The organism is Bacillus cereus group sp. BfR-BA-01441, assembly GCF_022663075.1.
GTDB classification, from domain to species: Bacteria; Bacillota; Bacilli; order Bacillales; family Bacillaceae_G; genus Bacillus_A; species Bacillus_A cereus.
In genome coordinates, this window is sequence record NZ_JAKUEU010000075.1 from 1 (window position 1) to 25001 (window position 25001).

Genomic DNA, 25001 nt, shown 5'->3' on the forward strand with positions numbered 1-25001 from the left:
ACTTTTCTAAAATATCTTCTAACAACTTCACTTGCTCGCTAACAGTTTGTAACGTCTTCACTGACGTATCATTTCGATGTTTTTCTTCTTCCACACTCGCTAGCACTTCTTCTGTAGCTGTAGAAGTTTGCTGAATTACGTTAGAAGCATGCGTAACATCCTTTACGATATTCGTCGTTTTAACTTGGAAACTTTCTTGATGAACAACAACCTCTCGCATTACTTCATTAATCGCATCAATAAACTTCCCTAAATCAGTTACATTTGTTAAAACGCTTGCTAACATCTCGTTACATTCTTCTTGTACTCTTTCTGACTTTTCTACTTGCACTTCTACCTTACTTGCTTGATTACTAAACTCCTTCAAAATCCCTTGAATTCTTCCCGCAGAACGATTTGATTCTTCAGCAAGCTTTAACACTTCACTCGCTACAATAGCAAAACCTTTTCCATGCTCGCCTGCCCTCGCAGCTTCAATATTTGCATTTAAAGCTAGCAAACTCGTCTGACTTGAAATATTCGTTATTACATCTACAATTTCATTAATTTGTTTCGATTGCATCATTAAATCTCTAAATATAATTCCAGACTGTGAAACAACATCATTTAAACTTCTCATGTTAGTTTCAAAATTTCTTAGAGTATGTACACTACCTTTTGAAATTTCTAAGCTTTCATCCACACGAGCCGATGCAGTTCTTACTTGAGAGATGATTTGTTCAATATTTCCCTCCATATCATTCAATACTTCTACCGAACGATACATCATCTCTGATTGTGATTGCGTACCAACTGCCACCTCTTCAAAGGCAAAATTAATTTCACTCATCGATTCCATCGACGTGTTCATATTTTGTCTTAAATGATTGAAATTACTATCTAGTTTCACAACTGTTTCTTCAATAAGTCTTTGCGTCTCTTCTAACTCCTGAGCTTTTCTCATTACTTCTTGCTTCTCATCACTTAAACGAAGGAGCAAATTAGAACCGATTTTCGTGACGCCCCACATAGCGATTGTTACAATCGCTAACAAACTTGCGAAATTAGCAGCTTCAGACGAGGCTGTATAAGCAAAAAATTGCTCCGGCCAATAGCTACAAAGGATAAATGTGATCACAACAGCTACCCCGCCAAGAATTAAAATGAGACGCTCACTTAAGTAAATAAGTGAAACAGCTAATGTAAAATAGACCATTTGAAATACAGCCGGGCTTTCATTAAAAGCTTGTACCATAATGTAAGACATTGTAAGCAACATAAATGTCATGATATATTTATACGCTGATTCCATACTTTTTATAAAAGTAAACAGCGTTCCAAATGCAACGACAGAAATACCACAAATCCAAAACGCTATTGCTCTCTCTGTAAAAATATATCCATAATACCCAATTGCGATTATCCCAAGAAAGAAACTACAAATCGTTATAAACAGTAATAAATGATTTTTCTGTGATTCTTTCTCAAGGTTAGAAAAACAAGTCCTCTTTAACCACTCCATATGAAGCCCCACCTTCTACTTATACATATCAATTACTTCAGTTTAAATACCGCACTTACTGGGTTATGATCGCTATTTTCAAACTTTAAATCTTTCCCTTGTACATTTACAATCTCTACATTCGGTGAAACGATAAAGCCATCAATAATAGTGACGAAATTTTCACCTTCTACATATTTCTTTACATCATCTCTCACAGTCATAACAGACGGATCTACAGCCCACTTAAAGCCACCGTCCGTAAAGTCCTTCGGTAACTCTACTAACCACTCAGGGCGCTCTTTCACGAACTTCGGATCACTTAATTGAGCGTTTGAAACTAATTGATTCCAATCTCCGCCCATTATTACGTAATCACCATTTTCATAATGCTTGTTCATATATTCTTTTAAGTACTCTACTTGCTGTTTTCTAATTTTCCCTCCTTCATCATAAGCAGACAAATGTAAATTTACGAGTCTAACATGTTTCCCATTATTAACAGGAATTTTATATTCCACAATTGCTCGATCTAAATCAAACAAACGCTTTGGCCAAGGCTCCATTCCAGGAAGCTGGAACCTCTTCGCTTCTTGAACAGTGTATTTAGAAAACGTACTTAATCCAGCCTCCGCATATCCCATTGGATTTGTTATTGGCACTGGAACCCATTTCGTATCGTAGTTCTTGCCAAATGACGAAACATAATCAGGTAATCCTTTTTTCAAAAATTCATGTTCATTTACATCAAATGAACGAAGTGACTTTATATCAACTTCTTGTAATAGTGCAAAATCACTATTCTCATTTTGTAAAAACGAAAGCATATTCTTTAAATTAGTTTCCGTTTGCTCTTTACTACTTGAACCAGATCCCTTTCCACCATCCATAAAGAAATCTTGATCCTTATCTAACCCAGCATATCCAATATTAAATGTTGTAACTTTAAACTCATTTCCAGTCGCTAATACGCGCTCCTTATTATTCTCCACCTTCAAGCTTATAACATCAGCAGGCTGTTCTTTAGTAAGTGTCATATACGCTAGAAATCCTCCTACAATGCCCGCTACTACTAAAACACATGTAAATACGATTTTTAAAAATTTCTTCAAATAAATGACTCCTTTTCACGCGAATTTATTTTTCTTTATTTTCAGTCAAATAAAACAAAACGACACACATAAGAAACATTTTATCATAATTAAAACCGTATATCACTATATTTAGTTGATAAGTAATCGATCCCATTTTAATTACTTGAAAAACCTTCAGACATCAAAAAAAGAAACGTTACACCCACCTCCTCACTGGAATTTAAACGGTATATTTAGTACACTATATGTAATAATCCTAGGCGATGGAGTTCGCCATAAACGCTGCTTAGCTAATGACTCCTACCAGTATACATACTGGTAGGAGTCTATTTTTTTGAGCAATCTATTTAAAGAGGTGAGAAAATTGATTTATATTATCGTCGGCATTGCCGGTATATTAGGAGCTCTTTCTCGTTATTATTTAGGTCTTAATATCACCACATTTTGGCATCATTCATTTCCATTAGCAACATTACTCATTAACTTAATCGGTTGCTTCTTCTTAGCGTGGCTAACTACTTATATCGCCCGGCTAAACATCTTACCTTCAGAGGTCATCACAGGCATCGGAACTGGATTCATCGGTTCCTTTACGACTTTTTCAACATTTAGTGTAGAAACTGTGCAATTGATCAATCATTCTGAGTGGAGCATAGCCTTCTTATATGTATCATGTAGCATACTTGGTGGCCTCATTATGTCTGGCCTTGGCTATACACTTGGAGATTTCTTAATTAAGAAATCTCTTACGGAAGGTGATTACTCATGATAGAAGCCTTATTAGTCGCAACAGGAGGATTTTTCGGTGCGATTACACGATTTGCAATTAGCAATTGGTTTAAGAAAAGAAATAAAACACAATTTCCACTTGCTACATTCCTTATTAATACAACAGGGGCGTTTTTACTTGGATATATAATTGGCAACGGAGTTACTACAGGCTGGCAACTATTATTAGGTACTGGATTTATGGGTGCATTCACTACATTTTCTACGTTTAAACTAGAAGCTGTTCAACTTCTCAATCGAAAAAATATTAGCACTTTCCTTTTATACTTAAGCGCTACTTACATAATTGGTATCCTCTTCGCATTCCTTGGAATGAAGCTAGGCGGAATATGAAAAAAGCGACTCTATTGAGTCGCTTTCTTTCATAAGAAATATGTCCCACCATATGGAATAGAAAATAAACCAGCTGGATGTACATCGTAATGTACAATTTGCATCGGAAGCTGTGAATATGGCATATACTGATTTTGCATCATTTGTGCAAAATATGCTTGTTGTTGCATTTGAATAGCTTGATTCATAGCATGAATTGTTCCCTGTGCCCCAGCCAGCGTAATAGCTGCTCCTACTTGTCTTCCATTATAAAAATGATGGTTCATCATGATTCATCTCACTTATTCTTTTTCTTCCATATGGTATGTTTCTATTTCATAGTGAGTGTTTCGTCCCTATTGGTAACCCCTATTTATTGCCCTTTTTCAGCTTTGAAGTAATAAATCCAAATAATAATACACCAATACCACTAAGGAACAATACATAACTTATCGGTACTAGGAAAAAGAAAGGTTCTTCAAGGAATCCATCCGCTCCTACTTTACTGTTTGAAGCATGTATAGTTAAAGAAATAATCGCTAAAATCATGAAAGAAATAGCTACTACGTATTTATTTTTCATTTCACATTCTCCTCTACTCATGTAATTCTCCTTAGATTCTTAACATCATATTATCCAAAAAATCATTAACAGTCAATAATTATTTATCGTTTAACAATAAATAATTATTGACTAGAATAATAACAAAAAGGTTTACGAAGCATATTAAATCACTTCGCAAACCCTCTGTATTATAAATATTTACACTTCAAACCTCTTGCTTAATACAATATACATTGCGCAAAATAGCACGAATATCCCAGCATAAATTAACAAAATCTCTACACTAAACATATCCGACAATGGCCCAAATATTATCATTCCTAGAGGAAGCGCGCATGAATTCGCAATTTGTACAAGACTGAACATCCGTCCGTGCATTGATGGTTCTACTTTCTCCTGCAATAACACAGTAACTGGTGTATTGAAGCACGGCATCGTTATACCAATTAAAAAATTAAAGACTAAATATATAATAAATATCGGTGCTATTCCGAGTCCAATCATAAGCAGTCCATATAATGCACAAGCTAGCGCTGTTGTATACATACGATTACGAAAACCACCCCACGCCGCAATTAATACGCCACCAGCTGCCGCACCCGCACTAAAGGTCATCTCACTAGCAGTAAGTCTCCACATTTCAGCCCCGAAAGAACGAGTTACCATTAAAGGTGTTAAAAAAGCAGCTGGACTTATTAAAATCATGACGATAATTAATAAAACGATTAGCCTTTTAATAAATACATTTTCTTTTAAATAAGAGAATCCTTCTTTAATTCCTTGTAGATTAGATTTTTGCTTACTCTCTACATTCACATGTCCTTCCACCTGAATGATAAACATAATACTAATTCCAATCATAGCCGTAATAACATCAATAAAAAATGTTGTTTCAATGCTGGCAATAGAAAGAATCATCGCACTTGCTGCTGGAGAAAGAAACATAATTAAAGATGTAATACTGCTATTTATTCCATTTACTTTCATAAGATACTCTTTCGGAACGATTTGCGGAATTAATGCATTCACAGCTGGCGTTTGTACTCCTGTCCCAGCTGAACGAATGAGTAACACAATAAAAAGTAACCAAATACTTTTATATCCTGTTAAAAATAAAATTGCTAAAACTAACGTCGCAATCGCTATAATTCCATCCGATAACATAATCATCTTTTTACGGTCATAACGATCAATCCAAACACCTGCAAACAAAGATATCGCAATTTGTGGTAGAAAACCGCAAACAGTTGAAATAGTCAACATCACTCCTGATGATGTTGTAAGGGTGATATACCATATAATCGCGTATTGCACGAGAGAGGAACCGAACAACGAAATAGTTTGAGCGGTCAAAAATAATATAATTTTCGTTTTCCAATTGTTTTCACTCATATGTTTCACACCCCCTTAACTAATCCCGTCTCTATATGAAAGATGCTATCTGCCCAATCAAGATAAAAACTCGCTTCGTGAGATACGAGTATAATGCTGCCCTTAAACTTAATTAACGCCTTTTGCAAAGCTTCCTTCGCTTCTGCATCTAAATGATTTGTCGGCTCATCTAAAATTAATAAGTTACAAGGTGATAATAATAATCCGCACAGTTTCACCTTCGATTGTTCACCACCACTTAACGTACGAATTTCTTGCGAAACGTGCGTATCCTTCACTCCACACGCAGCTAAATGATGGCGTATTTCCTTCATATTCAGTTTAGGAAACTGTTCTGAAATAATTTGAAGCGGCGTTAAAGAATCATTGCTCCAATTTAAATCTTGCTCATAATATCCAATCTTTATTTGCTCTGAAAAGTGAAACTCTCCAGAAATACTATCAATATTTCCAACGATTGTTTTTAATAAAGTAGATTTTCCTACTCCATTGAAACCTGTAATAACAAGTTTTTGCCTACCCATTACTGAAAAATTCAACTTTGGTAAGAGAGCGAAGTCGTAACCAACTTCAAGGTTATTTACTTCAAGAACTGTCTGAACTGAAATGGGAAGTTCCTGAAAATGAATAGACGGTTTATGAGTAAAACTTGGTGGCGCAATTCTTTCCATACGCTGTAATTGTTTTCGACGACCTTGCGCTATTTTTGAATTCACCCCAGCAATATTTCTACGAATATACTCTTCCGTTTTTTCAATTTTCTTTTGCTGTGCATAATATTGGCGAATATAATCTTTTCGCAAATGCTCCTTCTGCCTTACAAAATCTGAGTATTTGCCGTAATACTTCTTAACTGTCCCGAACTCTACATCACATATGCAAGAAGTTACCTTTTCCAGAAAATCAAAATCATGTGATACGACAATAAACGCTCCTTCAAAATTCATTAAATAATTAGCAAGCCACTCCACATGCTCCTTATCAAGAAAATTCGTCGGTTCATCTAGTAATAAAATATTAGGCTCTTCTAATAAGAGCTTTGCTAAAATTACCTTTGCACGCTGCCCTCCGCTTAATTCACCAATAACACGATCCATCCCAATCACATCAATACCTAAGCCGGATGCCACCTTATTCGTAATACTATCTACTGAATAAAAATCATGAGCCTCGAGCAGTCCTTGAATTTCTGCCGCTTTCAATAGTTGATTTTCATCTCCAGTCATCGCACTTTCTTCATATAACTTGTTCATTCTCTTTTCCATTTCATACAAATCATAAAAGGCTCTCTTTAAATATTGAGAAATGGTATAACCCTCATCAATTTCTGCGTATTGATCAAGATGTCCAATTTGAATATTTGGTTGCCACTTTATGTCTCCCTTATCAGAAATAATTTCCCCCACCAATATTTTCATTAATGTGCTTTTCCCTGCACCATTCTGTCCAACAATTCCCATATGCTCCCCTTTATGCAAATCAAAAGAAGCATTTTCGTATAATACTTTATCTATAAAACTATGTGATAAACTTTCAACTTTAAGTAAACTCATTTTTATTCCTCTTTTCCTGAAATTAAAAAAGCAGAGAGATAGCGTCATTCGACACTAGCCCTCTGCTTCGTGGTTTTTTCTATACTACTCCAATTTATAGTAAATACTCATCGGAATAATATACACAAAGGGCCATAGACAAAGCATTGTCTATGGCCCCTTAATCTATTTTATACACCAGCTGAAAAACCATAACGAAATAAGCATAGATAAACTATACTTTTTTAGAAAAGTTATTCAGCCGATGAATATAGGGAATTTATCCCCCTTGATTAAGCTCCGTACAACGCTTCACCGTATACATTTGTGCGGAGCAAAGTTTTCTAATGAGTTTTACAAATTTTATATAAAGCATATTCTGCACCTTCCTTAATACTTAAAAGGGATTTTAGCATACGTTTTTACGAAGCGTCAACATTACTTCCGAATCTTTCAACTACTTGTTTTCAAAATATTGCTTCTGAAACATACACATTCTTATCGCATTATGATAGTTACCATCAACGAAAAACTCATCGATAAGCTCACCTTCTACCATAAACCCAACTTTTTTATAAACATGTACTGCTTTTTCATTTTCCTTATCCACAACTAAATATATTTTATGCATATTTAATACAGAAAAAGCGTAATCCATTGCTAAACGCGTCGCATCCACTGCATAACCATATCCTTGATAATTCGGATCGATAATAATTTGGAATTCTGTTCTACGGTGAATATAATCGATTTCTACTAACTCAACTAATCCAACCATTTCATTGTCTTTCTCAACGATAAATCGGCGTTCGCTTTGATCATGTATATGTTTATCGTATAAGTCTTGCAGCTCCACAAATGCCTCATACGGCTCTTCAAACCAATACGACATAATATGCGCATTATTATTCAGTTCGTGTACAAACTTTAAATCTTCTCGTTCTAATGGACGTAACTTCAATTCCTGATTCATTCCTATAACCTCCAAGTAAAAGAAACCTCTTCACTTAATTTCTCAATTTTTTTCGATTTCAAACGCCCTAATTTCATTGTAAACTTTCAAGCAACTTGAAGGTCAAGATGTAAAAAAGTAGTGCAAACTTATGTCTGCACTACTACTCTTTTCTCAAATCTCTCATATTCGATATGTATAAAGCAATAACTAAAACAAGAATTGCTCCTGCGTATAATAACGTCTCCATCGGTTCCTCATGAGACACAATAATCAATCGAATTAAGGCCGTAATTCCGATATAAATAAAATAACGTAACGGGAAATGATAGTTCGATTTAAAATACTTAATAATTAATGCAATGAACTCGAAGTATAAGAAATAAACGATGATACTTTCAACCAATTTATAAGACGTATACTCTTTTGCCGAAAAAATATACTGCACAAACGTAATTGTCTCATTCACTAAGAAAATCGATAACACAATGGATAATATAATTAAAGCTATATTTAATATCCATTGCAAAACACTAGCTATAACATGATCGATATTAAATGACTTCATTTTCTCTTTAGACTCCCCTTCGTATAAGTACTTATTTATTATAGCAAAATTACGATTGGAAAGAAGTTAAATCATATATTCGTCCTTTGTTGTTGCCAGTGTAGGGGAGATTTAGTGTGTGGAGAATTCTGTTTACAACCATACCCGACGAAACATGGAGAAACTCTTTCAAATTACCGTTCGTACATGTCGTACTAATGAGCAATGCATAATCTCGTATAGCATCCTCATGTGCCACTTTTGAAAAATCTTTACAACTTGTACAACGCCAGCCCTTCTTCACTTTAACCATTGGAATAACTAAGCATTTCTCACATTGTACTCCATTTAACAACTCCTCTTTTTCTATTTTATATTGCTCAAGTATATTTTGTTGAAGTGGAGAATGCTCCGTTATTATTTGATGAATGAGCCTATCTACATTATCTATAACTTTTCTCTTATATTTACTTTCAAACCACTTTATTTTATGAGGTAAATTTGCACTATGAATAATTGTATGAAGAAGATTGTCATCTGAAGATTTTATAATGGTACGAGGCGAGCTAATAACAACGAGGGACTCGATTGGAAGACTAGAGGAAAATCCATGTAAGCTTAACCATTTCTTTAATTGTATTTCTTGCCTTTTTATTTGTAAAACCGGATCTGGAAATCCCTCTGAATTTCCTTCTGTTATTCGGATAAGTTGATTAAACTTTGCATCAAACATTAATGTACCTGCTATATTTTTTATCTCAAGAAAAAGAAGAAACTTTGTGGAAATGATAATAGTATCAATTTGAAAGTATTGATCATGATTAGATAAGCGAACATCATGTAAAACACTATACTCTTTCTCAGAAATAAAACTAAGTGGATAATCAATTGCTTGCTCCCCTTTATACCCCGCCATGTGTTTTGCCAAGTTTTCTCCAATTAAATTTCGTTTTGGATGATGTACAGGTAACCTTCTAAGCAGTGCTTCTAACTGTCTTATATAAATCGGCATTTTTCTTTCTTTCACAATCACCTCAAACACCCCTTTACAAATATATCAACGATTTTTTCAATATATCTATCATAACTCACAATATATCAACGATTTTTCCAATATATCTATCACAACTCACAATATATCAACGATTTTTCCAATATATCTATCACAACTCACAATATATCAACGATTTTTCCAATATATCGATTGGTCGACAATATCTGACACTACCTCACTCCAATCACTCACAGCATATCCTAGAAAAACACCTTCAGCAAAAACTTAAAATCGTATTTCCTCATAAAAAAAACATAACCCGCTCCTCCAGCAAAGTTATGGTTTTTAACCCTGCAATGCCACTCTATCTATAACTTTGCCGTGAAGTCCACAAAATTCATTTGTACTTATAGCAACTTTCACTTTTTTCACACTGAAACGATATACCCCAAAATCGTTTCACAACGTTATTACTTCCGCATAGCTACAATTTATATAATAACGGTACAGTACAAATAACGTGCTGAATCACTAAGTATGGGGGCATAACGATGAACGAAGCGTTGCTATTAGTAGACATACAAAATGATTACTTTGAAGGTGGCAATATGAAATTACATCAACCTGAAAAAGCCGCACAAAAAGCGAAAGAAGTTTTGAAAGCATTTCGTGAAAAACATAAAACAGTTATTCATGTACAACATATTGCGAACAATGAAGGGGCTACTTTCTTCTTACCTGATACATTAGGTGTTCAAATTCATGATGATGTACAACCGATTGCTAACGAAAGAGTCTTACAAAAACACCACCCCTACAGTTTTTCTCAAAAGTTTTGCACTACAATCGATTAGCTCTATTAGCAATTACATTATTATTAGCGGCTTTCCTTCTTCTTTACAATGTATTTTTTGGATTACTCGTAGGCACTACAGCAAGCTAGCGATTTTTTATAAATATGAACATTTTTTAGGAATTAGTTTATCTTTTTTTAATGTTTTATTTAGAGGCAGTTTATAGTCGGGGATTAACATAAGAAACGTAGCAACTAAGTTCATATATGACGCACTGCTACTATAATCGCTAACCGTACTACTTGAAATCATAAAATAAGGAGACGATAAAACATGAACAAAAAAGCAAAAGCACTTTCATCCGTACTGCTCGGATTCACATTAGCATTAACAGGGTGTGCTGGTACTAAAGCTGAAGAAAATCATGGAAAACAAAAACAAGAACAAGTTGCTAAAGAAACAAAAAAGGAAAATAAATTAACTAAAGGGCAAAAAATGGCTAATATTCTTAGCGAGACAAATTGGCAAGGTACACGAGTGTATGACAAAGATAAGAATGACTTAACAAAAGAGAATGCAAACTTCATTGGTCTTGCAAAATATGATGCGAAGTCAGGCAGATATGAATTTTTTGATGCTAAAACAGGTGCAAGTCGTGGTGATAAAGGCACTTTCTTTGTCACAAATGATGGGAAGAAGAGAATATTAATTTCAGAATCAATGAAGTATCAAGCTGTCGTTGACATGACAAAACTAAATAAAAATGTATTTACTTATAAACGAATGGGGAAAGACGCTAACGGTAAAGATGTAGAAGTTTTCGTTGAACATGTCCCATATAAAGAAAAAGAACTTTCTTTCACTGATCCGGACAAGCAGCTGAACACGACTACAGGAGATATTGTTAAAAACGTTGATGGAGATAAAATTTTAGGCAGTACCCTTTGGCATGGAACAAAGGTATTAGATGAAGCTGGTAACGATGTAACACAGTTTAATTCGAATTTTATAAGTTTAGCAAAATTTGATGACAAATCTAATAAATATGAGTTTTTCAATAGCGAAACAGGTCAAAGCCGCGGTGATTATGGCTACTTCGATGTTGTACACGAAAATAAAATAAGAGCCCATGTTTCAATTGGAAATAACAAATACGGTGCTGCTCTTGAACTTACTGAACTAAATAAGAATAAATTTACGTATAAAAGAACTGGTAAAGACCAAGCTGGTAAGGATATAACTATATTCGTTGAACATGAACCTTATAAAGGTGATATGAAGCCACAATTTAGTTTTTAAATACGTTTGATTAAAGATCCTGTACTGAGTTGCAGGATCTTTCTTATTAAGCAAGAGAACGAAAAGACGAAAAACATGTAGCTTTTCGTCTTCACAATATTTCCACCTTATAGTTGATGATTTACAAAACCTAAAAACATGCCGATACAAAATAAAATAAATCCAATTAGAATTAAGGGAAGAGTGAAGCCACCCCAAGCTGGTTTATTAGCAAACGCCCTTATTTTAAAATTAATCCTCGCTAAAGACATGATAACGATACCCGCTATTGATAAAATTGTAGTTACATAAGTCATCTAGAATAATACTCCTCTTCTATATTGATTTTATATCTCTGCAAACCATCTACATAAGTGTTACAGTCCACTATTCATACATGTCATCCCAATTGTAGCAATCCAGCTTTGTGCACATCATTTGTAAAATTCATTCTTCATTCCTAAAAAAAGACAGAACCAGACGGTTCGGTCTTTTTTGTTTTATAATAATCTCTTTTATTTTTGCTACAATACCTTTTTCTTATAAATCTTACGCCAACACAGCTTTTGATTAACTTATCCTGAAATATTATGAATTTGCGTTCAACTTATCTAAAATACCTTTTTCTATTTTTGCTTGATTCACTTTAGCTATTTTAGAAACAATCCCACGGCGATCTTCCCAATCAATCAAATAATATTGATTTTTTTCCAATTCATTTTGCAAGGAAATTTTCAGTTCTCTTTCTTCCCCTTTTTTATCGTACACCTTCTCATCGTAAACATGATACGTAAGAACTTCTCCATTACTCAATTTTTCGTTTTCTACTTTAGAATCAGTCGTTACTTTTACATAATATTGTTTAGTCAAATAGTATCCATTCCCTGACTTCATATAGTAGAAAGCACCTCCTACTATAGCTAATAACACAAAAATTCTCATGATCCATTTCATATGATAATACCTAACCTTTCTATTCTACTTGTAAGATTTATACCCGTTAAAATATAAATCTTCCTTACCTTAAGTATGCTTTAACCATACAGATGGTACAATCCAGTTTCCTTACACCCACATTACATTTTTGTAATCCTATCATTTTACAAAAGTTTCTTAAGTTGGCCCAAAACAAAGGAACATAAAGTTTTATTCCTCCAATTGCCACACTTTTAGCAACACTTGTCCAAGTAATAGGAATTTCATTTCAATCCATTTTACGTGAAGAAGTAAATCAACGCCGATTAACTATATTAGGAATTACATTATTAATCAGCCCTCATCAATCGGGCTGCCCGGCAAATAGAGGAATAAAATTTGTGACTAAGTAAAAAAGCGCCCTACTTATAGGGCGCTTTTTTTATACTTAATGACTAATACTAGCTGTTGGATATAATGTTGTTCCTCCAATTGAAACTTTTATTTCATTTGTTAATGGAACGTTTTGTTCATTAATAATTGTTCTCCACCATTCCCATGCAAGACCTGTACATTCTCTTGCTACAATTTTTATATTTTTTGAGTTCGGTGGAAGAGGGATAACTGTAGAGTAATGAGCCGTTTTGTCTTTTCCGCTACCATCCCATGTTTTATGTGTTAGTACTTCGTTACCCTTTTGATCAAATGTGAATTCATCCCAAGATACATCAAATTGAGCAACGTAAGCACCGTAATGATCAAGTGTCATTTTAGCACTTGAATATTCTGTAGTTGTCGTCTCAATATAATCTGTATTGTTATGAACAGCAGCAGTTGCATTATCTTTTAAGAAAGTACTTGTATATGAAATTGGGTATGCTGGATTTTTAAGACTTAATTCAGCATTATCTTTAATAATATTTCGGATTTCATTGAAATCTTTAGTAACAACCTTGTTATGCTCTTTCGCATCTCCGCCTAATACTACAGCAGTAAAGGTACTTTCTTCAAAAATATCTTTATACTGTCCACTTGTTTCAACGCTGTTATCCTTAAGTAAGGCTTTAAAAGCAGCTTGTACATCTTTGCTCTTAGATGTTGTTTCTAATTTTACATAAATCGTTCTACCATAAGCTACATTTGAAACCATAACAGGTGGAGCCGAATTACTTATGCCTTTTCGAGTTAACTCATCAAAAGTAACGCTATTATCAAAAAGGTCGGATGGATTGTTAGGTAGTTCAGCACTTACCGTATAAAATATTTGCTTATACGCCGCTACCATCACTTTTTTCTCTCCATTTGCAACCGCATTAAAATCAATGTTTAGACTGTTATCAAGATATTTAGCGTTAACATTAAGAGCGCTTGCGATTTGCGATTTACTATAAACCATGGATTCCGTATACTGCATTCTTGCAGGTAACGTATGTGTTGTAGAATACTTTTCATTCCAAGTAGATACTAAATCGTCTACTGCTCCAGCTACATTACCATATGTCGGATTTTGGACAGTGATTGTATTTTCTTTTCTCATGCCCGGTAAGTCTATACTAATATTCAAAGGCTTTCTCTTAGCCACTAATAAACTCGGTTGATTGTCTGCAAAAGCTTTATTTGCAAGTTGTACAGCTCCTGGATACGTGCGATTCACTACAGAATCAATAATTGAAATATCGACTGGTGACGTTGTAAGTGATTTTTTTTCGCGTTCTACTACTACAAATTTACCATTTGAATTGATACTTTCTTTCGGAACAAAACTCTCTACTTTATCACCATTTACAGCTAAAACCTCTTGATTATTATATTTAAGATTTGCTATACCAGTATCAATGCCACTAGCATTTTTGGTTACATCAGTTGCATTACTTGCTTGTGTTTCTGCGAAGGAAATAGATGAATAATTAATAGTGCATAGACTAACTAATAAACATGCAAGGAACTTTCTTCTTTTAGTGTTTTTCTTAATATTCAGAAAAATCACCCCGTTCTTTTTTTAGTAAAATATGATAATGATTGATAAATGATTGCTAACTAATAAATTTACATAAATGCTTTTAAAAGTTCTTGAATTAACGGGATTACGCCACCTACAAATTTTAAAACTGCCATTGCGATTTCCATATTATTTCCTCCTTTTTATTGCTACGAAAATATGATTTATCTTTATGCCCTCATTATAGTGACCCCTTACACTTTTATCAATACACTCTGATATGCAATATTACATATAAAAAAAACAAGCTGAATTCTTTTAAAAAATTATACAGAGATATTTTTTCCACTTGGTACATACTTGAAAAGGTGAAGCATTCTTTTGCATTTTATGAGTAATCACATAAAAAAAGCTGCTGCCTATAAAATACAGACAGCAACTTCAACTAGAGTGTCTTGCATAATCTACGCAAGACATTTTATAACTAATAAACTGCTATTGGCCCATAAGGACCATTAATAATTTCTATTTTTGTTTCAAAAATATCTGTCAAAAGTGTTGAGTCCATAACCTCTTCTACTGTTCCAAAAGCAGCAATTTGTCCATCTTTCATAGCACAAATTTTATCCGAGTATTTAGCTGCAAAATTTATGTCATGCATAACCGTCAAAATTGTTCTTCCAAATTCATTAGCTGCACGTCTTAAATGCTCCATCATTTGAACAGAACGAGCAACATCAAGGTTGTTCAAAGGTTCGTCCAAAAGTACATATTCCGTCTCTTGGCACAGTACCATCGCTACATATGCCCTTTGTCTTTGACCACCAGAAAGCTCATCTAAATATCTATTCTCTAAACTAGTTAAATCTAAGAAATCGATATATTTAGAAATGATAACCTCATCTTCTTTAGTCAACCTTCCCTTTGAATAAGGAAAGCGCCCAAATCCAACTAATTGTCTAACTGTAAGCCTAGTTACAAAATGATTTTCTTGTCGCAATATAGTCAAAACTTTTGCTAAGTCTTTTGATTTGGATTCAGAAACATCCATATTTGCTACCTGAATTTGGCCTTCATCCATATCTAAAAGTCTGCCAATCATCAAAAGTGTCGTTGACTTTCCAGCACCATTTGGTCCAATTAAAGAAGTAAAGCCTGCTTTTGGTATTTCAATATCCAAAGGTCCTATTTTTACCTTATCAGTATAGAACTTTTTAACATTATCAATTTTTATCATAAAGCCCTCTTCCTTAAAACTATAGTTAAGAATATGATTCCACCAAATAATTCAATAATAACTGAAACTACACCTTGAGCATGGAATACATGATACATTAAAAAGTATGCGCTCGTCATTATTAAAAATCCTATAGCAAAAGCCATCGGAAAAATATATCTATGATCATAAGTTGACGCTGCCTGATAACTCAAAGTTGCCACTAAAAAGCCGTAGAAAGTAAGTGGCCCAATTAGAGCTGTTGAAATGGACATTAAAATAGCTACTAATACAAGCGTATAAATTACACTAGGTTGGTATTTAACTCCAAAAGAAGTAGCAACATCTTTTCCTAGTGATAAAACATTCAAATTCTTAGAATGAGCAAAAATTAATACCGCTACAATTATGATCATAGGAATTACAATAGGAAAATATGCAGGATCTGCATGATTAACAGAACCAAATAGTCTTGCTTGTAAAATATCAAATTCTGAAGGCGCAAGTAGTTTTCTCATGAAAGTTGACACAGAATTTAGCCCGGTACCAATAATAATTCCAACTAAAAGCATAAGTTGTAAATTCCCGTATTTACCGGAAAGTAACCATCCATAAAGTATCAAACTCATGAAGACCATAACAACAACTTGGAATAAAAATGATCCAATTCCATTAAAATTTATTAACGCACTAGCACCAAAGAAGAATACTGTACTCGTTTGAATTGCTGAATAAAGTGATTCGAAACCTAAAAGCGATGGAGTAATAATTTTATTATTCGTAATAGATTGGAAGGCAACTGTCGACAAGCTATGGCAAACCGCAGCAATAATCATTGCAACAATAGCTACTATCCTTCTCTTAACGACTGGGATAAAAGAAGGTGAATCTATCGGAACTGGATTGTTATAAACTAAAAGTCCATATGAAGAAAGAAGACCTAAAGCAATCAATGTTATCAGTAAAATCCAATAACGTCTTGCTTCCTTCTTAGACCGAAAAGCGCTAGCTGATCTACTTTCATTATGAAGGCTAGAATCGATTTCGACATTTTCTTTTTTTCTATATTCTAATGTGATCATCGTAGCCTCCTTGGTTTTCTTTGTCTCAATAAAATAGTAATAAACACGACTGCTCCCACTGTTGCAAGTATTAAAGAAACAGGTAATTCAAAAGGCTGTATAATTGTTCGAGAAATGATGTCACAGGCAGTTATTGATCCCATTCCGATCACACAAACCCAAGGTAAATTACTCCTAAGATCATCACCTCTAAACATTGAAACGATATTTGGCACAATTAATCCTAAGAAAGGTAAGTGTCCAATAACAGCTGCAACAATTCCAACTGCAACAGAGATAAGAGCAGTCCCAAAAAGAACAATTCTATTGTAATTAACTCCAAGACTTGTTGCGACATCTTCTCCTAGTCCAGCTAAAGTCAATCTATTAGCATACATAAAAATAAGAAAAGTAATGATAACAATCAGCCATAAATATTCATATCTTCCCACCTGAATGTTAGCAAATGAACCTACAAACCAAGTTTCAATACTTTGCGTCTTTTGAAAAAGGAGTCCTAAAAAAGTAGACACTGCAGAAATTACTGCTCCAAGCATCAATCCAATAATCGGAACAATTAAAGACGAACGAAGCTTAACTCTTCTTAAAAATAGAAAGAAAATCATAGTTCCTATAAAAGAAAAAATGATTGCACCAGTCATTCTTTGAACTAAAGTCGGGGCAGGAAATAATAAATACACAAAAAGCAGGCCTAAGCCTGACCATTCAATAGTCCCCGTTGTAGTAGGTTCAACAAAGCGATTCTGTGTAATGAGTTGCATGACGAGCCCTGCCATCGCCATCGCAGCTCCAGTAAGCATTAATGCAGCTGTTCTCGGAACACGAGTTATGAAAAACATCTCTGTCCCGTCCTCTTGTCCACGTATATCATAAACTCCAGTAAACAGTGATATAATCCCTAAAATTATAACAACTATAACTGCTATTATAAAAGGTTTTGTCCATATTTTATTTTGATTATAAAACTGGGGTTGAGAAATATTCTCAACCCTAGAAATCATATTTTTTGACACTGTTTCGTACCCCTTTACACTACTTAGCTAAAGTTTTTGCCATATTTCCAAATAACTCTATATAAGTTTGAATTGATTCATTTGTGTAAGTATCTTCTGGTGCATAAATAACTTGTTTTTTAGAAACAGCAGTTGTGTTTTGAAGAGCAGGTGATTTAGAAATAACATCCTTAGCAGGTGTTGACTTAGCTGCATCAGATGTTGCAGCATCACGATCTAATACGAAAATCCAATCAGGATTTGTTTGTGCAATAGCTTCAACAGAAACGTCATCACCTTTATGACCTGCAGTAGAATTTGAAACTTCTAACGCTGGAGTCCAACCGAAAATTTCATACATTGGTCCCCAAACACGACCAGAATGTGGAGCAGCAAAACCAATATTACCACCAGTAACGATAACACTCATAACTTTATCTTTTCCGTTATAAGCAGATTTTGCTTTTTCAATAGATTTATCAAAATCAGCTACTAATTGTTTAGCTTCTTTATCTTTATTAAAGATTTTTCCTAAAGTAATTGTAGAATCTTTAAGTCCTTTTACTAAGTTTTCGCCAGGCTTAGTAGCTTTCTCAGAAACATCAAAATTAAGATCAATAACTGCTGCATTTGGTACTAATTTTTTGATTTCTTCGTAATGGTCAGCAAATCTTTGACCAACAATTACAAGTTCAGGATTTGCCGCTGCAATAATTTCTAGATTTGGTTCACGGTGATTCCCAATATTTTGAACTTTTTCATCCTTTTTATATGCTGAATCAGCAGGCATGATATCCTTTGGAGCAGCCGCTAATTTAATTCCCCAATCAGATAAAGTTTCAAACGTTCTGTTATCCAAAGCAACTACATTCTTTGGGTTTACAGGGACTTTAACAGTTCCATGAGCATCAGTGATTTCAACCGTTTTTGGCTTATCACTACCATTATCTTTATTATTAGCCTTCGAAGTTTCTTTACTTGAATCTGAGCAAGCTACTAACATTAAAGTGAAAACTGCTAGAATACTCACTAATTTTAAAAGCATAGATTTTTTCATATGTATACTCCTTATAGTGTGATTTATTTCGAAAATGATGACATCCATAGATTGAATTAGAAAGTAACTTTTATTCAATTGAATCGCTATTGATAATCATTTTCATTTGAATATCCTGTTAATTAGTATAGTCATTAATTCTGTGAAAATCTTGTGAATGGTGTGAATTCATAAAATCAGGCAAACAAAGTAATATATGAAGTCGGGCGTGTTGATTAACCTTTATTCTTCAGAGCATGTCGATTTTTTTCGAGTAGACACTTTCAGTAGATCTGGTCTCAACTCGTCCCCTCCACACTACCTAAAAGATGCTCATTAATAGCTAATGTTTTCATAATCCATTGCCTGATAGAAATATTCTTTTTACAGTTTTCATCTATTAATATTTCTCAGAAACTATTTGATTATCACATTTAACAAAAAAACGAGTAAAACTGAATGAAATAGTTTTACTCGTTTTCTATTACCTTATTTTATCATTCAATCATTGAATAGCCTCTACCATGTATCGTTTGAATATATCTGTCTTTCTTCTCGCACTTTAACTTTTTTCTTACATACCCAATATATAAGTCTACTACATTTGGATTTACTACTACATTATATCCCCATACTTGATTCAAAAGCATTTCACGGCTCAATATTGTGTTTTTATTCTTGATTAAAAATACAAGTAAATCGTACTCCCGCTTAGTAAGCGAGAGTTTTTCGCCACCTTTTTTCACAATATTGCTAGATGCATCAACAAAGAGATCTTTAAACTGAAAAAAGTTTATCTCCTTTTGCTGGTTACAATCACTTCTCCTTAAAATCGCTTGAACCCTTGCTACTAATTCTTCTTTCGCAAATGGTTTTCTTATATAATCATCTGCTCCTGCTTGTAACCCTGCTACGCAATCCTTACTAGAAATATTGTCGGTCACAATAATAATCGGTGTCGTTTTAACAAGTCGTATTTGTCTACAAATTTCTGGTCCCGGTATACTTAATGAATCCCAATCCAATATGATAATATCCCAATCTTGTTCATATATTATATTTAAACCTTCGTTTTCATTGTGAAGTTTTAAAATGAAATCGCCTTCTTGCGTTAGACCGCTTACGATTTTCTTTGCTGAAGACCGTTCATTTTTAATCACCAACACCTGCTTCACCGATGGTTCACCTCTACTTCAATATAACTTATTTAGATAAAAAATTATCCCGAAAAAACAATTTAAGATTTATAAATTTAAAACCCCTAAATAATCCATTAAAACAGCTTATTAGGAGAACTCTATATAATCTTACAATAGGTATGGATAAAAAGACAAAATATATAAACATTTGAATAAAGTATAATAAAAATAAATAATCACCAATCGCTCGTTTACGAGTATCTATAGTATCTACTTGCTTATCATCAATACCCATTTCTTCATTTTCTATTTCAGGGGTAACGCTCCATCAACTTAAACATTTTATAAAATTACAAAACAAAAAGAACCATAACCTCACCAAACCGGAAAATTATGTTTCATATCATACAATGTCACTTTACCTATAAGTTGGCCAGAAAACACTTATTTTTGTAGATGGTTATCTAATTATTCAACAGAATTGGAAGCATAAATTGGCCGTAAATTAATTATTAACCCATAAGCTGACAGCAAAATTCACAAAACAGCAAATTAAAGTTTCAGCTTGATGGGCATGGAAGGACAACAAATCAAGCTTTAAAAATAAGTTTATAATACTAAAGCTGCTTTATGAAATTAAGCTCATACAAACTTATATTGATGGCTAGGTGTTATTGCCCCATATCTAATAAGTTGATAACTTCTGTGACGATATACGACCATTCTTCCACATTGGGATCTATCACTTTAGAGTGCTCTGCGGATGGTATTTCCACCATTTTCACTTGATCCCCAGAAGCATCTGCTACACGCTTGTAGTTATAACTAATTCCGATTGGCACATTAATATCGAGTGATCCGTGAATAAGAACTTGTGGAACCTGAAGGGGCAATAATTGAATTGGAGAAGCCTCCTCATAACGCTCTGGAACCTCTTTCGGTGTCCCGCCTAACAAATCAGTTACAGGATGGTTATTTTCTTTACCGAATTCTGATAGACGTAAATGATGGACATCATCCATTAGTGCAAGATCGTTAACTCCTGCTAAACTTATTGCTCCCTTAAGAGAAAGCGGTTGATCAGTAATTCTTAAAACACTATTTTCCGGTAGTTTCTTACGACCCGCTAACCATAAAGCCAAATGACCTCCTGCAGAATGCCCAATAGCAATAACCCGGCCTAAATCAAGATGATTTTCTTCCGCTATTTGTTGTAAATAGTCGGTCGCATTTGCAGCATCAATTAAAGTGCCTGGCCATCCTCCACCTTCATCGCCAACACGACGAAATTCAATGTTCCAAGTCGCTATACCCCTTGACGCCAAATCTTTTGCTACAGGTTCCATCATATCTAAGCCCCAAATATTTTTCCAAAATCCACCGTGCAGAACAATTGCAACGGGATAAGGCCCCTTTCCTTCTGGGAGACGCAGATCCCCAAACTGCAACTGATTTTTTCCATAAGCGAATCGTTTATTTCGTATACTCATAAGAGCACCTCCGTGTTTTTCTTTATAATTTTTCATCTAGAACCTAAACGTAGTTAGGTTATTCTACAAAGTTAGCTTAATTTTCTGCTTCAACTTGTCTACTGTGCAAAAAAATGTTTTTCTTTTTTACCAGATAACATTCCTGTTGCAATGAGTAATGCAATAATAACAGGGTTTTTCTTTGTTTCATGATTTATTTTCATTCGCCCCAAAGTTATACAAATTAATAAACAGTAAAAGCCCAATTCAAACAGTGATGTTCAAATTGGGCTTTTTAAAATGCCTGCGACATTCGTCGGGGTGTCTATTCATTATGACTAGCGTTTATTTTTATCTGTACCTTTTGTCTTTATTTAAACCATTATTTAAAGCGTGGGAAGAGTTTAAGAGCATTATTTCTTGAAATGTCTTCGATAGTTTTATCATCGAAGTTTGGATAATTAGAAATTCTTTCAATCATTTCTTTTGTCCAGTCTTCAGGAGCATAGTGTGCATCACTACCAAATAAAATGTGTGATGAATCAGTTGTATCTTTTAAAGCTTCAAAAGTTGCTGGTTGAGTAGAAATTGCTGTTTCAAAATAGAAATTGCTGATATATTCTTCAGGGTCTTTTGTTAGTGTTGTCCATCTTTCAGATACTAATGGATCATTCATCCAAACTTTAGCTGAACGGTAAGATTGTCCGATTCTCCATTTTAAATATGGAAGTGTACCACCTGCATGAGCAAGGATAAATTTAATATTTGGACAACGTTCGATTGTACCACTTAACACAAGGTTAGCAGCCGCACGAGTTGTATTGAATGTAAACTCTGCCATGAAGTCCGCTGTTAAGAATCTTGCGCGTGGGCTTGCTTCAACTGGTGCACTAGGGTGAATAAATACTACTGCATTACGTTTGTTTAATTCATCCATTAATTCGTCAAAGATTGGGTCACCTAGAAAATGACCATTATAGTTAGATAATAAACCAACACCGTCTAGTTTAAGTTCATCTAAGGCATATTTTAACTCTTCAATTGATTCTTCAACGTGTGGAAGTGGTAAAAATGCGAAGCCTCCAAAACGTTTTGGATATTTAGCAATCATTTCCGCTTGGAATTCATTAATACTGCGAGCAAGTTTTTTTGCTAAATCAGGATTTGCAACAGGAATTAGACCAGGTTCGGAAATAGAACCGATACCAACTTCAATTCCTAAACGGTCCATCATTGCAATGCTATCTTCAGGAGTCCATTTTTTGATAGGCATGCCTCCTGATTTTGCAACTCCAAAATATTCAAGAGTTGAACTGTATTCCTCTGGAATAATGTGATGGTGAACATCAATAAGACGTGATGCTTTCATAATAAATCGTTCCCTTCATGTTATATTATATACAATATGTTCATTAGTTTACTTATTGTCAATTAATGAACGCTTTGTATATAATAATTTTATCAAGTTATGGATTTTGGTCAATGTGCAAAAAACTCTATAATGTCTTATAAAAGACAATTCGATACATATCGTCCAAAAGATTTGAAATTATAGACAAGGAGAAGGAACTATGTCTAAAAATAAAAAAATTGATCCTCGTGTAAAGAGAACTACTAGGTATTTAAGGGATGCTCTTATTGAGCTTCTGGAAGAAAGAGATTTGAATACGATTTCTGTTCAAAATATTACAGATAAAGCGGAGCTTACTCGTGGCACGTTTTATTTACATTACCAAGATAAGCAGGATTTTCTTTTGAAAAGTATGGATGAGACGTTAGAAGAATTAATAGAACGAGTAAAACCTAAAGAAAGAAATGGAACAATCCAAGAAGTTAATGAACATAATCCACCACTTTCTTTTTTAAGGCTTTTTGAATATATAGCCGAAAATCATGATTTTTTTAAAGTGATGTTAGGGGATAGAGGGTTACCAGAATTCCGACGTCGTATGTTACAAATTGTTCAAGAAAAAGTATATGGTGATTTATTATCTTCTATTGTAGAATCTGATGAAGAATTAGGTATTCCAAAGGAGATTTTTACTAGCTATATTACTTCAGCACATATAGGTGTCATTAGTACTTGGCTAGAAAATGGTATGAAATATAGTCCTGCTTTTATGGCCGCTTTGTTAACTAAACTAACCTTACAAGGACCAATGCGGGTTATAGGATTAGAGAATAAAATCAGGCTTCCAAAATAAATTTTTCATACTTAGGGGTAGCACCACATCGCTATCAAGTTAACAAAATAAAATACCCCAAAAAATGAAAAAATACGCTATTCTTTCTGTAGAATCACAGGAAAGGATGGCGTTTTTTGTATGTCATTTGGTTGGCGGGACCCTTATATGAACTAAAGAGCTGACTTATTAACCCATTTTTTTATATTGGAAGCATAAGTTGGCCGTAAACTAAAAGAAGCATAAGTTGGCCAAAACGGCCGCCTTATGCTTCTTGTTATATATAAAATAAAAAAACCACCAAATATGTATTGGTGGAGACGGTGGGAGTCGAACCCACGTCCAAAAATATCGGCACTTAAGCTTCTACGAGTGTAGTCGATATATTAGCATTTCGCGAACTCTTCGGCCTATCGACAGGCTTCCAAGTTGCTAGTCTGGTTGTTCTCTTCCTTTGTCCTCAGACGGCGAACTCCGGCGTAGTCCACTTAGTTTGAGTCCCTTACCCTACCACATGGACGATGGAGGGAGGAACCTTTAGTGCAATTAAGCAGCTAAAGAAAGATTGTTTTGTTTGCCAATTATAGGCTTTGACGTTTTAACGAGGCCGATCCCCTCGACTCGCAACCTAAGCTCGAACTATCCCTGTCGAATCCGTAACGTCCCCATGATAAAAATGGAGCATACGAAGAAAATATCGTGATAGCTACTAAGAGCTGTTTTTCAATGTGCAACAACCTTACATAAGTTATTATAACATACGCGCTCCATTTTACAAATGTAAATATCTGTATTACATCTTTTGGCGATCACGGAACGCGCGTGCAATTTCACGTTTAGCTTCTTTCTCTTTTAAATCGTGACGTTTATCATATTGCTTCTTACCTTTTGCTAAACCAAGTGCCATCTTTGCAAATCCATTTTTCAAATAAATTCTAAGTGGAACTAATGCGTAACCTGTTTCTTTCGCAGCGCCCGCTAGTTTATCAATTTCTTTTTTATGCAGAAGTAATTTTCTCGTACGAAGTGGATCATGGTTGAAACGATTCCCTTGTTCGTACGTATTAATGTGCATATTATGAACCCATACTTCACCATTATGTACACGTGCAAACGCATCTTTCAAGTTTACGCGTCCAGCGCGAATCGACTTAATTTCCGTTCCTTGAAGGACAAGCCCTGCTTCGTATGTTTCTTCGATGAAATAATCATGAAATGCTTTTTTATTCTGTGCAATAACCTTACCTGTACCCTTTGGCATATAACGTCCCTCCTCTATTTTTACTATTGTAACAAATGTTA

24 protein-coding genes, 1 other RNA gene, 1 pseudogene and 1 riboswitch are annotated in these 25001 nt (G+C 34.3%); of the genes and pseudogenes, 5 read left to right on the forward strand and 21 right to left on the reverse strand.

Going from position 1 to position 25001, the window contains the following annotated elements; translation table 11 throughout:
* Positions 1-1501, reverse strand: a 1501-nt coding sequence (locus tag MR107_RS23545) for a DUF4077 domain-containing protein (RefSeq protein WP_000455083.1), incomplete at its 3' end; no start/stop codon positions are given.
* A 32-nt stretch (positions 1502-1533) separates the two neighbouring features.
* Positions 1534-2592, reverse strand: a complete 1059-nt coding sequence (locus tag MR107_RS23550) for an endonuclease/exonuclease/phosphatase family protein (protein ID WP_000714051.1) — start codon at positions 2590-2592, stop codon at positions 1534-1536.
* A gap of 232 nt (positions 2593-2824) precedes the next feature.
* A riboswitch (Fluoride riboswitch) is annotated at positions 2825-2884 on the forward strand.
* A 54-nt stretch (positions 2885-2938) separates the two neighbouring features.
* On the opposite strand from MR107_RS23550, the gene crcB (MR107_RS23555) reads away from it, so the two are divergent.
* Entirely contained in the window at positions 2939-3343 is a 405-nt protein-coding gene (gene crcB, locus MR107_RS23555) for a fluoride efflux transporter CrcB (protein WP_000639315.1), read from the forward strand.
* Positions 3340-3696, forward strand: coding sequence for a fluoride efflux transporter CrcB (crcB, locus tag MR107_RS23560; RefSeq protein WP_242292798.1), 357 nt, complete (start codon positions 3340-3342; stop codon positions 3694-3696). The genes crcB (MR107_RS23555) and crcB (MR107_RS23560) overlap by 4 nt, the downstream gene beginning before the upstream one ends.
* Positions 3697-3725: 29 nt before the next feature.
* On the opposite strand, the gene MR107_RS23565 is transcribed toward crcB (MR107_RS23560), so the two are convergent.
* The 7 genes from MR107_RS23565 to MR107_RS23595 all read right to left on the reverse strand — a co-directional run bounded on the left by MR107_RS23565 (position 3726) and on the right by MR107_RS23595 (position 9689).
* Positions 3726-3965 carry a DUF3947 family protein gene (locus MR107_RS23565; protein WP_242292799.1) on the reverse strand — a complete coding sequence of 80 codons (240 nt, stop codon included), beginning with the start codon at positions 3963-3965 and terminating at the stop codon, positions 3726-3728.
* A gap of 79 nt (positions 3966-4044) precedes the next feature.
* Positions 4045-4257, reverse strand: coding sequence for a DUF3955 domain-containing protein (locus tag MR107_RS23570; RefSeq protein WP_025118109.1), 213 nt, complete (start codon positions 4255-4257; stop codon positions 4045-4047).
* A gap of 180 nt (positions 4258-4437) precedes the next feature.
* Positions 4438-5631: an MFS transporter gene (locus MR107_RS23575; protein ID WP_001293755.1), complete on the reverse strand. Its 1194-nt coding sequence runs from the start codon at positions 5629-5631 to the stop codon at positions 4438-4440.
* A gap of 5 nt (positions 5632-5636) precedes the next feature.
* Positions 5637-7184, reverse strand: a complete 1548-nt coding sequence (locus tag MR107_RS23580; RefSeq protein ID WP_089607711.1) for an ABC-F family ATP-binding cassette domain-containing protein — start codon at positions 7182-7184, stop codon at positions 5637-5639.
* A 436-nt stretch (positions 7185-7620) separates the two neighbouring features.
* Positions 7621-8136 carry a spermidine N1-acetyltransferase gene (speG, locus tag MR107_RS23585; protein WP_001071092.1) on the reverse strand — a complete coding sequence of 172 codons (516 nt, stop codon included), beginning with the start codon at positions 8134-8136 and terminating at the stop codon, positions 7621-7623.
* Between the two features lie 142 nt (positions 8137-8278).
* Entirely contained in the window at positions 8279-8683 is a 405-nt protein-coding gene (gene psiE / locus MR107_RS23590) for a phosphate-starvation-inducible protein PsiE (protein WP_000834708.1), read from the reverse strand.
* Between the two features lie 49 nt (positions 8684-8732).
* On the reverse strand, positions 8733-9689 hold the full coding sequence (locus MR107_RS23595) for a nuclease-related domain-containing protein (protein ID WP_002184034.1): 957 nt from the start codon (positions 9687-9689) through the stop codon (positions 8733-8735).
* Between the two features lie 518 nt (positions 9690-10207).
* Between MR107_RS23595 and MR107_RS23600 the strand changes: the two are divergent.
* Positions 10208-10480 (forward strand): annotated as a pseudogene (locus MR107_RS23600) (isochorismatase family protein); the annotation flags it as partial.
* Positions 10481-10783: 303 nt separating this feature from the next.
* Positions 10784-11749, forward strand: coding sequence for a DUF4822 domain-containing protein (locus MR107_RS23605; RefSeq protein WP_001034145.1), 966 nt, complete (start codon positions 10784-10786; stop codon positions 11747-11749).
* Between the two features lie 107 nt (positions 11750-11856).
* Here the strand turns inward: MR107_RS23605 and MR107_RS23610 are convergent, their stop codons facing one another.
* From MR107_RS23610 to MR107_RS23660, 10 genes are all read right to left on the reverse strand, one after another.
* Positions 11857-12045, reverse strand: a complete 189-nt coding sequence (locus MR107_RS23610) for a hypothetical protein (RefSeq protein WP_000222858.1) — start codon at positions 12043-12045, stop codon at positions 11857-11859.
* Positions 12046-12316: 271 nt separating this feature from the next.
* Positions 12317-12682 carry a YxeA family protein gene (locus MR107_RS23615; RefSeq protein ID WP_078400853.1) on the reverse strand — a complete coding sequence of 122 codons (366 nt, stop codon included), beginning with the start codon at positions 12680-12682 and terminating at the stop codon, positions 12317-12319.
* Positions 12683-13091: 409 nt separating this feature from the next.
* Entirely contained in the window at positions 13092-14630 is a 1539-nt protein-coding gene (alo, locus tag MR107_RS23625; RefSeq protein ID WP_071740924.1) for an anthrolysin O/cereolysin O family cholesterol-dependent cytolysin Alo, read from the reverse strand.
* Between the two features lie 436 nt (positions 14631-15066).
* Positions 15067-15819 (reverse strand): iron ABC transporter ATP-binding protein, encoded by a 753-nt coding sequence (locus MR107_RS23630; RefSeq protein ID WP_000590071.1) that lies wholly within the window; start codon positions 15817-15819, stop codon positions 15067-15069.
* On the reverse strand, positions 15816-16880 hold the full coding sequence (locus MR107_RS23635; protein WP_000631245.1) for an iron chelate uptake ABC transporter family permease subunit: 1065 nt from the start codon (positions 16878-16880) through the stop codon (positions 15816-15818). The genes MR107_RS23630 and MR107_RS23635 overlap by 4 nt, the downstream gene beginning before the upstream one ends.
* Complete coding sequence (locus MR107_RS23640; protein ID WP_000042077.1) at positions 16877-17893, reverse strand: ABC transporter permease; 1017 nt, start codon at positions 17891-17893, stop codon at positions 16877-16879. Before MR107_RS23640 ends, MR107_RS23635 begins: the two co-directional genes overlap by 4 nt.
* Before the next feature lie 19 nt (positions 17894-17912).
* Positions 17913-18929 carry a siderophore ABC transporter substrate-binding protein gene (locus MR107_RS23645; protein ID WP_000749448.1) on the reverse strand — a complete coding sequence of 339 codons (1017 nt, stop codon included), beginning with the start codon at positions 18927-18929 and terminating at the stop codon, positions 17913-17915.
* Between the two features lie 476 nt (positions 18930-19405).
* Positions 19406-20083, reverse strand: coding sequence for a response regulator transcription factor (locus tag MR107_RS23650; RefSeq protein WP_048538383.1), 678 nt, complete (start codon positions 20081-20083; stop codon positions 19406-19408).
* Between the two features lie 635 nt (positions 20084-20718).
* Entirely contained in the window at positions 20719-21537 is an 819-nt protein-coding gene (locus MR107_RS23655; RefSeq protein ID WP_000027824.1) for an alpha/beta hydrolase family protein, read from the reverse strand.
* A 361-nt stretch (positions 21538-21898) separates the two neighbouring features.
* Positions 21899-22888 (reverse strand): amidohydrolase family protein, encoded by a 990-nt coding sequence (locus MR107_RS23660; protein WP_033689835.1) that lies wholly within the window; start codon positions 22886-22888, stop codon positions 21899-21901.
* A 199-nt stretch (positions 22889-23087) separates the two neighbouring features.
* Here MR107_RS23660 and MR107_RS23665 point away from each other — a divergent pair, with 199 nt between their 5' ends.
* Positions 23088-23720: a TetR/AcrR family transcriptional regulator gene (locus tag MR107_RS23665; RefSeq protein WP_242292801.1), complete on the forward strand. Its 633-nt coding sequence runs from the start codon at positions 23088-23090 to the stop codon at positions 23718-23720.
* Positions 23721-24011: 291 nt separating this feature from the next.
* On the opposite strand, the gene ssrA is transcribed toward MR107_RS23665, so the two are convergent.
* Both ssrA and smpB read right to left on the reverse strand, forming a co-directional pair.
* Positions 24012-24366, reverse strand: a transfer-messenger RNA (tmRNA) gene (ssrA, locus tag MR107_RS23670).
* Between the two features lie 126 nt (positions 24367-24492).
* Positions 24493-24960, reverse strand: a complete 468-nt coding sequence (smpB, locus tag MR107_RS23675) for an SsrA-binding protein (RefSeq protein WP_001123919.1) — start codon at positions 24958-24960, stop codon at positions 24493-24495.
* Between the last annotated feature and the right edge of the window lie 41 nt (positions 24961-25001).

What these genes read in the sequence shown, in the direction of transcription:
- crcB (WP_242292798.1), top strand. Translation starts at nt 3,340, where the DNA reads ATGATAGAAGCCTTATTAGTCGCAACAGGAGGATTTTTCGGTGCGATT.
- MR107_RS23565 (WP_242292799.1), bottom strand. Translation starts at nt 3,965, where the DNA reads ATGATGAACCATCATTTTTATAATGGAAGACAAGTAGGAGCAGCTATT.
- MR107_RS23570 (WP_025118109.1), bottom strand. Translation starts at nt 4,257, where the DNA reads ATGAAAAATAAATACGTAGTAGCTATTTCTTTCATGATTTTAGCGATT.
- MR107_RS23575 (WP_001293755.1), bottom strand. Translation starts at nt 5,631, where the DNA reads ATGAGTGAAAACAATTGGAAAACGAAAATTATATTATTTTTGACCGCT.
- MR107_RS23580 (WP_089607711.1), bottom strand. Translation starts at nt 7,184, where the DNA reads ATGAGTTTACTTAAAGTTGAAAGTTTATCACATAGTTTTATAGATAAA.
- speG (WP_001071092.1), bottom strand. Translation starts at nt 8,136, where the DNA reads ATGAATCAGGAATTGAAGTTACGTCCATTAGAACGAGAAGATTTAAAG.
- psiE (WP_000834708.1), bottom strand. Translation starts at nt 8,683, where the DNA reads ATGAAGTCATTTAATATCGATCATGTTATAGCTAGTGTTTTGCAATGG.
- MR107_RS23605 (WP_001034145.1), top strand. Translation starts at nt 10,784, where the DNA reads ATGAACAAAAAAGCAAAAGCACTTTCATCCGTACTGCTCGGATTCACA.
- MR107_RS23610 (WP_000222858.1), bottom strand. Translation starts at nt 12,045, where the DNA reads ATGACTTATGTAACTACAATTTTATCAATAGCGGGTATCGTTATCATG.
- MR107_RS23615 (WP_078400853.1), bottom strand. Translation starts at nt 12,682, where the DNA reads ATGAAATGGATCATGAGAATTTTTGTGTTATTAGCTATAGTAGGAGGT.
- MR107_RS23630 (WP_000590071.1), bottom strand. Translation starts at nt 15,819, where the DNA reads ATGATAAAAATTGATAATGTTAAAAAGTTCTATACTGATAAGGTAAAA.
- MR107_RS23635 (WP_000631245.1), bottom strand. Translation starts at nt 16,880, where the DNA reads ATGATCACATTAGAATATAGAAAAAAAGAAAATGTCGAAATCGATTCT.
- MR107_RS23645 (WP_000749448.1), bottom strand. Translation starts at nt 18,929, where the DNA reads ATGAAAAAATCTATGCTTTTAAAATTAGTGAGTATTCTAGCAGTTTTC.
- MR107_RS23655 (WP_000027824.1), bottom strand. Translation starts at nt 21,537, where the DNA reads ATGAGTATACGAAATAAACGATTCGCTTATGGAAAAAATCAGTTGCAG.
- MR107_RS23665 (WP_242292801.1), top strand. Translation starts at nt 23,088, where the DNA reads ATGTCTAAAAATAAAAAAATTGATCCTCGTGTAAAGAGAACTACTAGG.
- smpB (WP_001123919.1), bottom strand. Translation starts at nt 24,960, where the DNA reads ATGCCAAAGGGTACAGGTAAGGTTATTGCACAGAATAAAAAAGCATTT.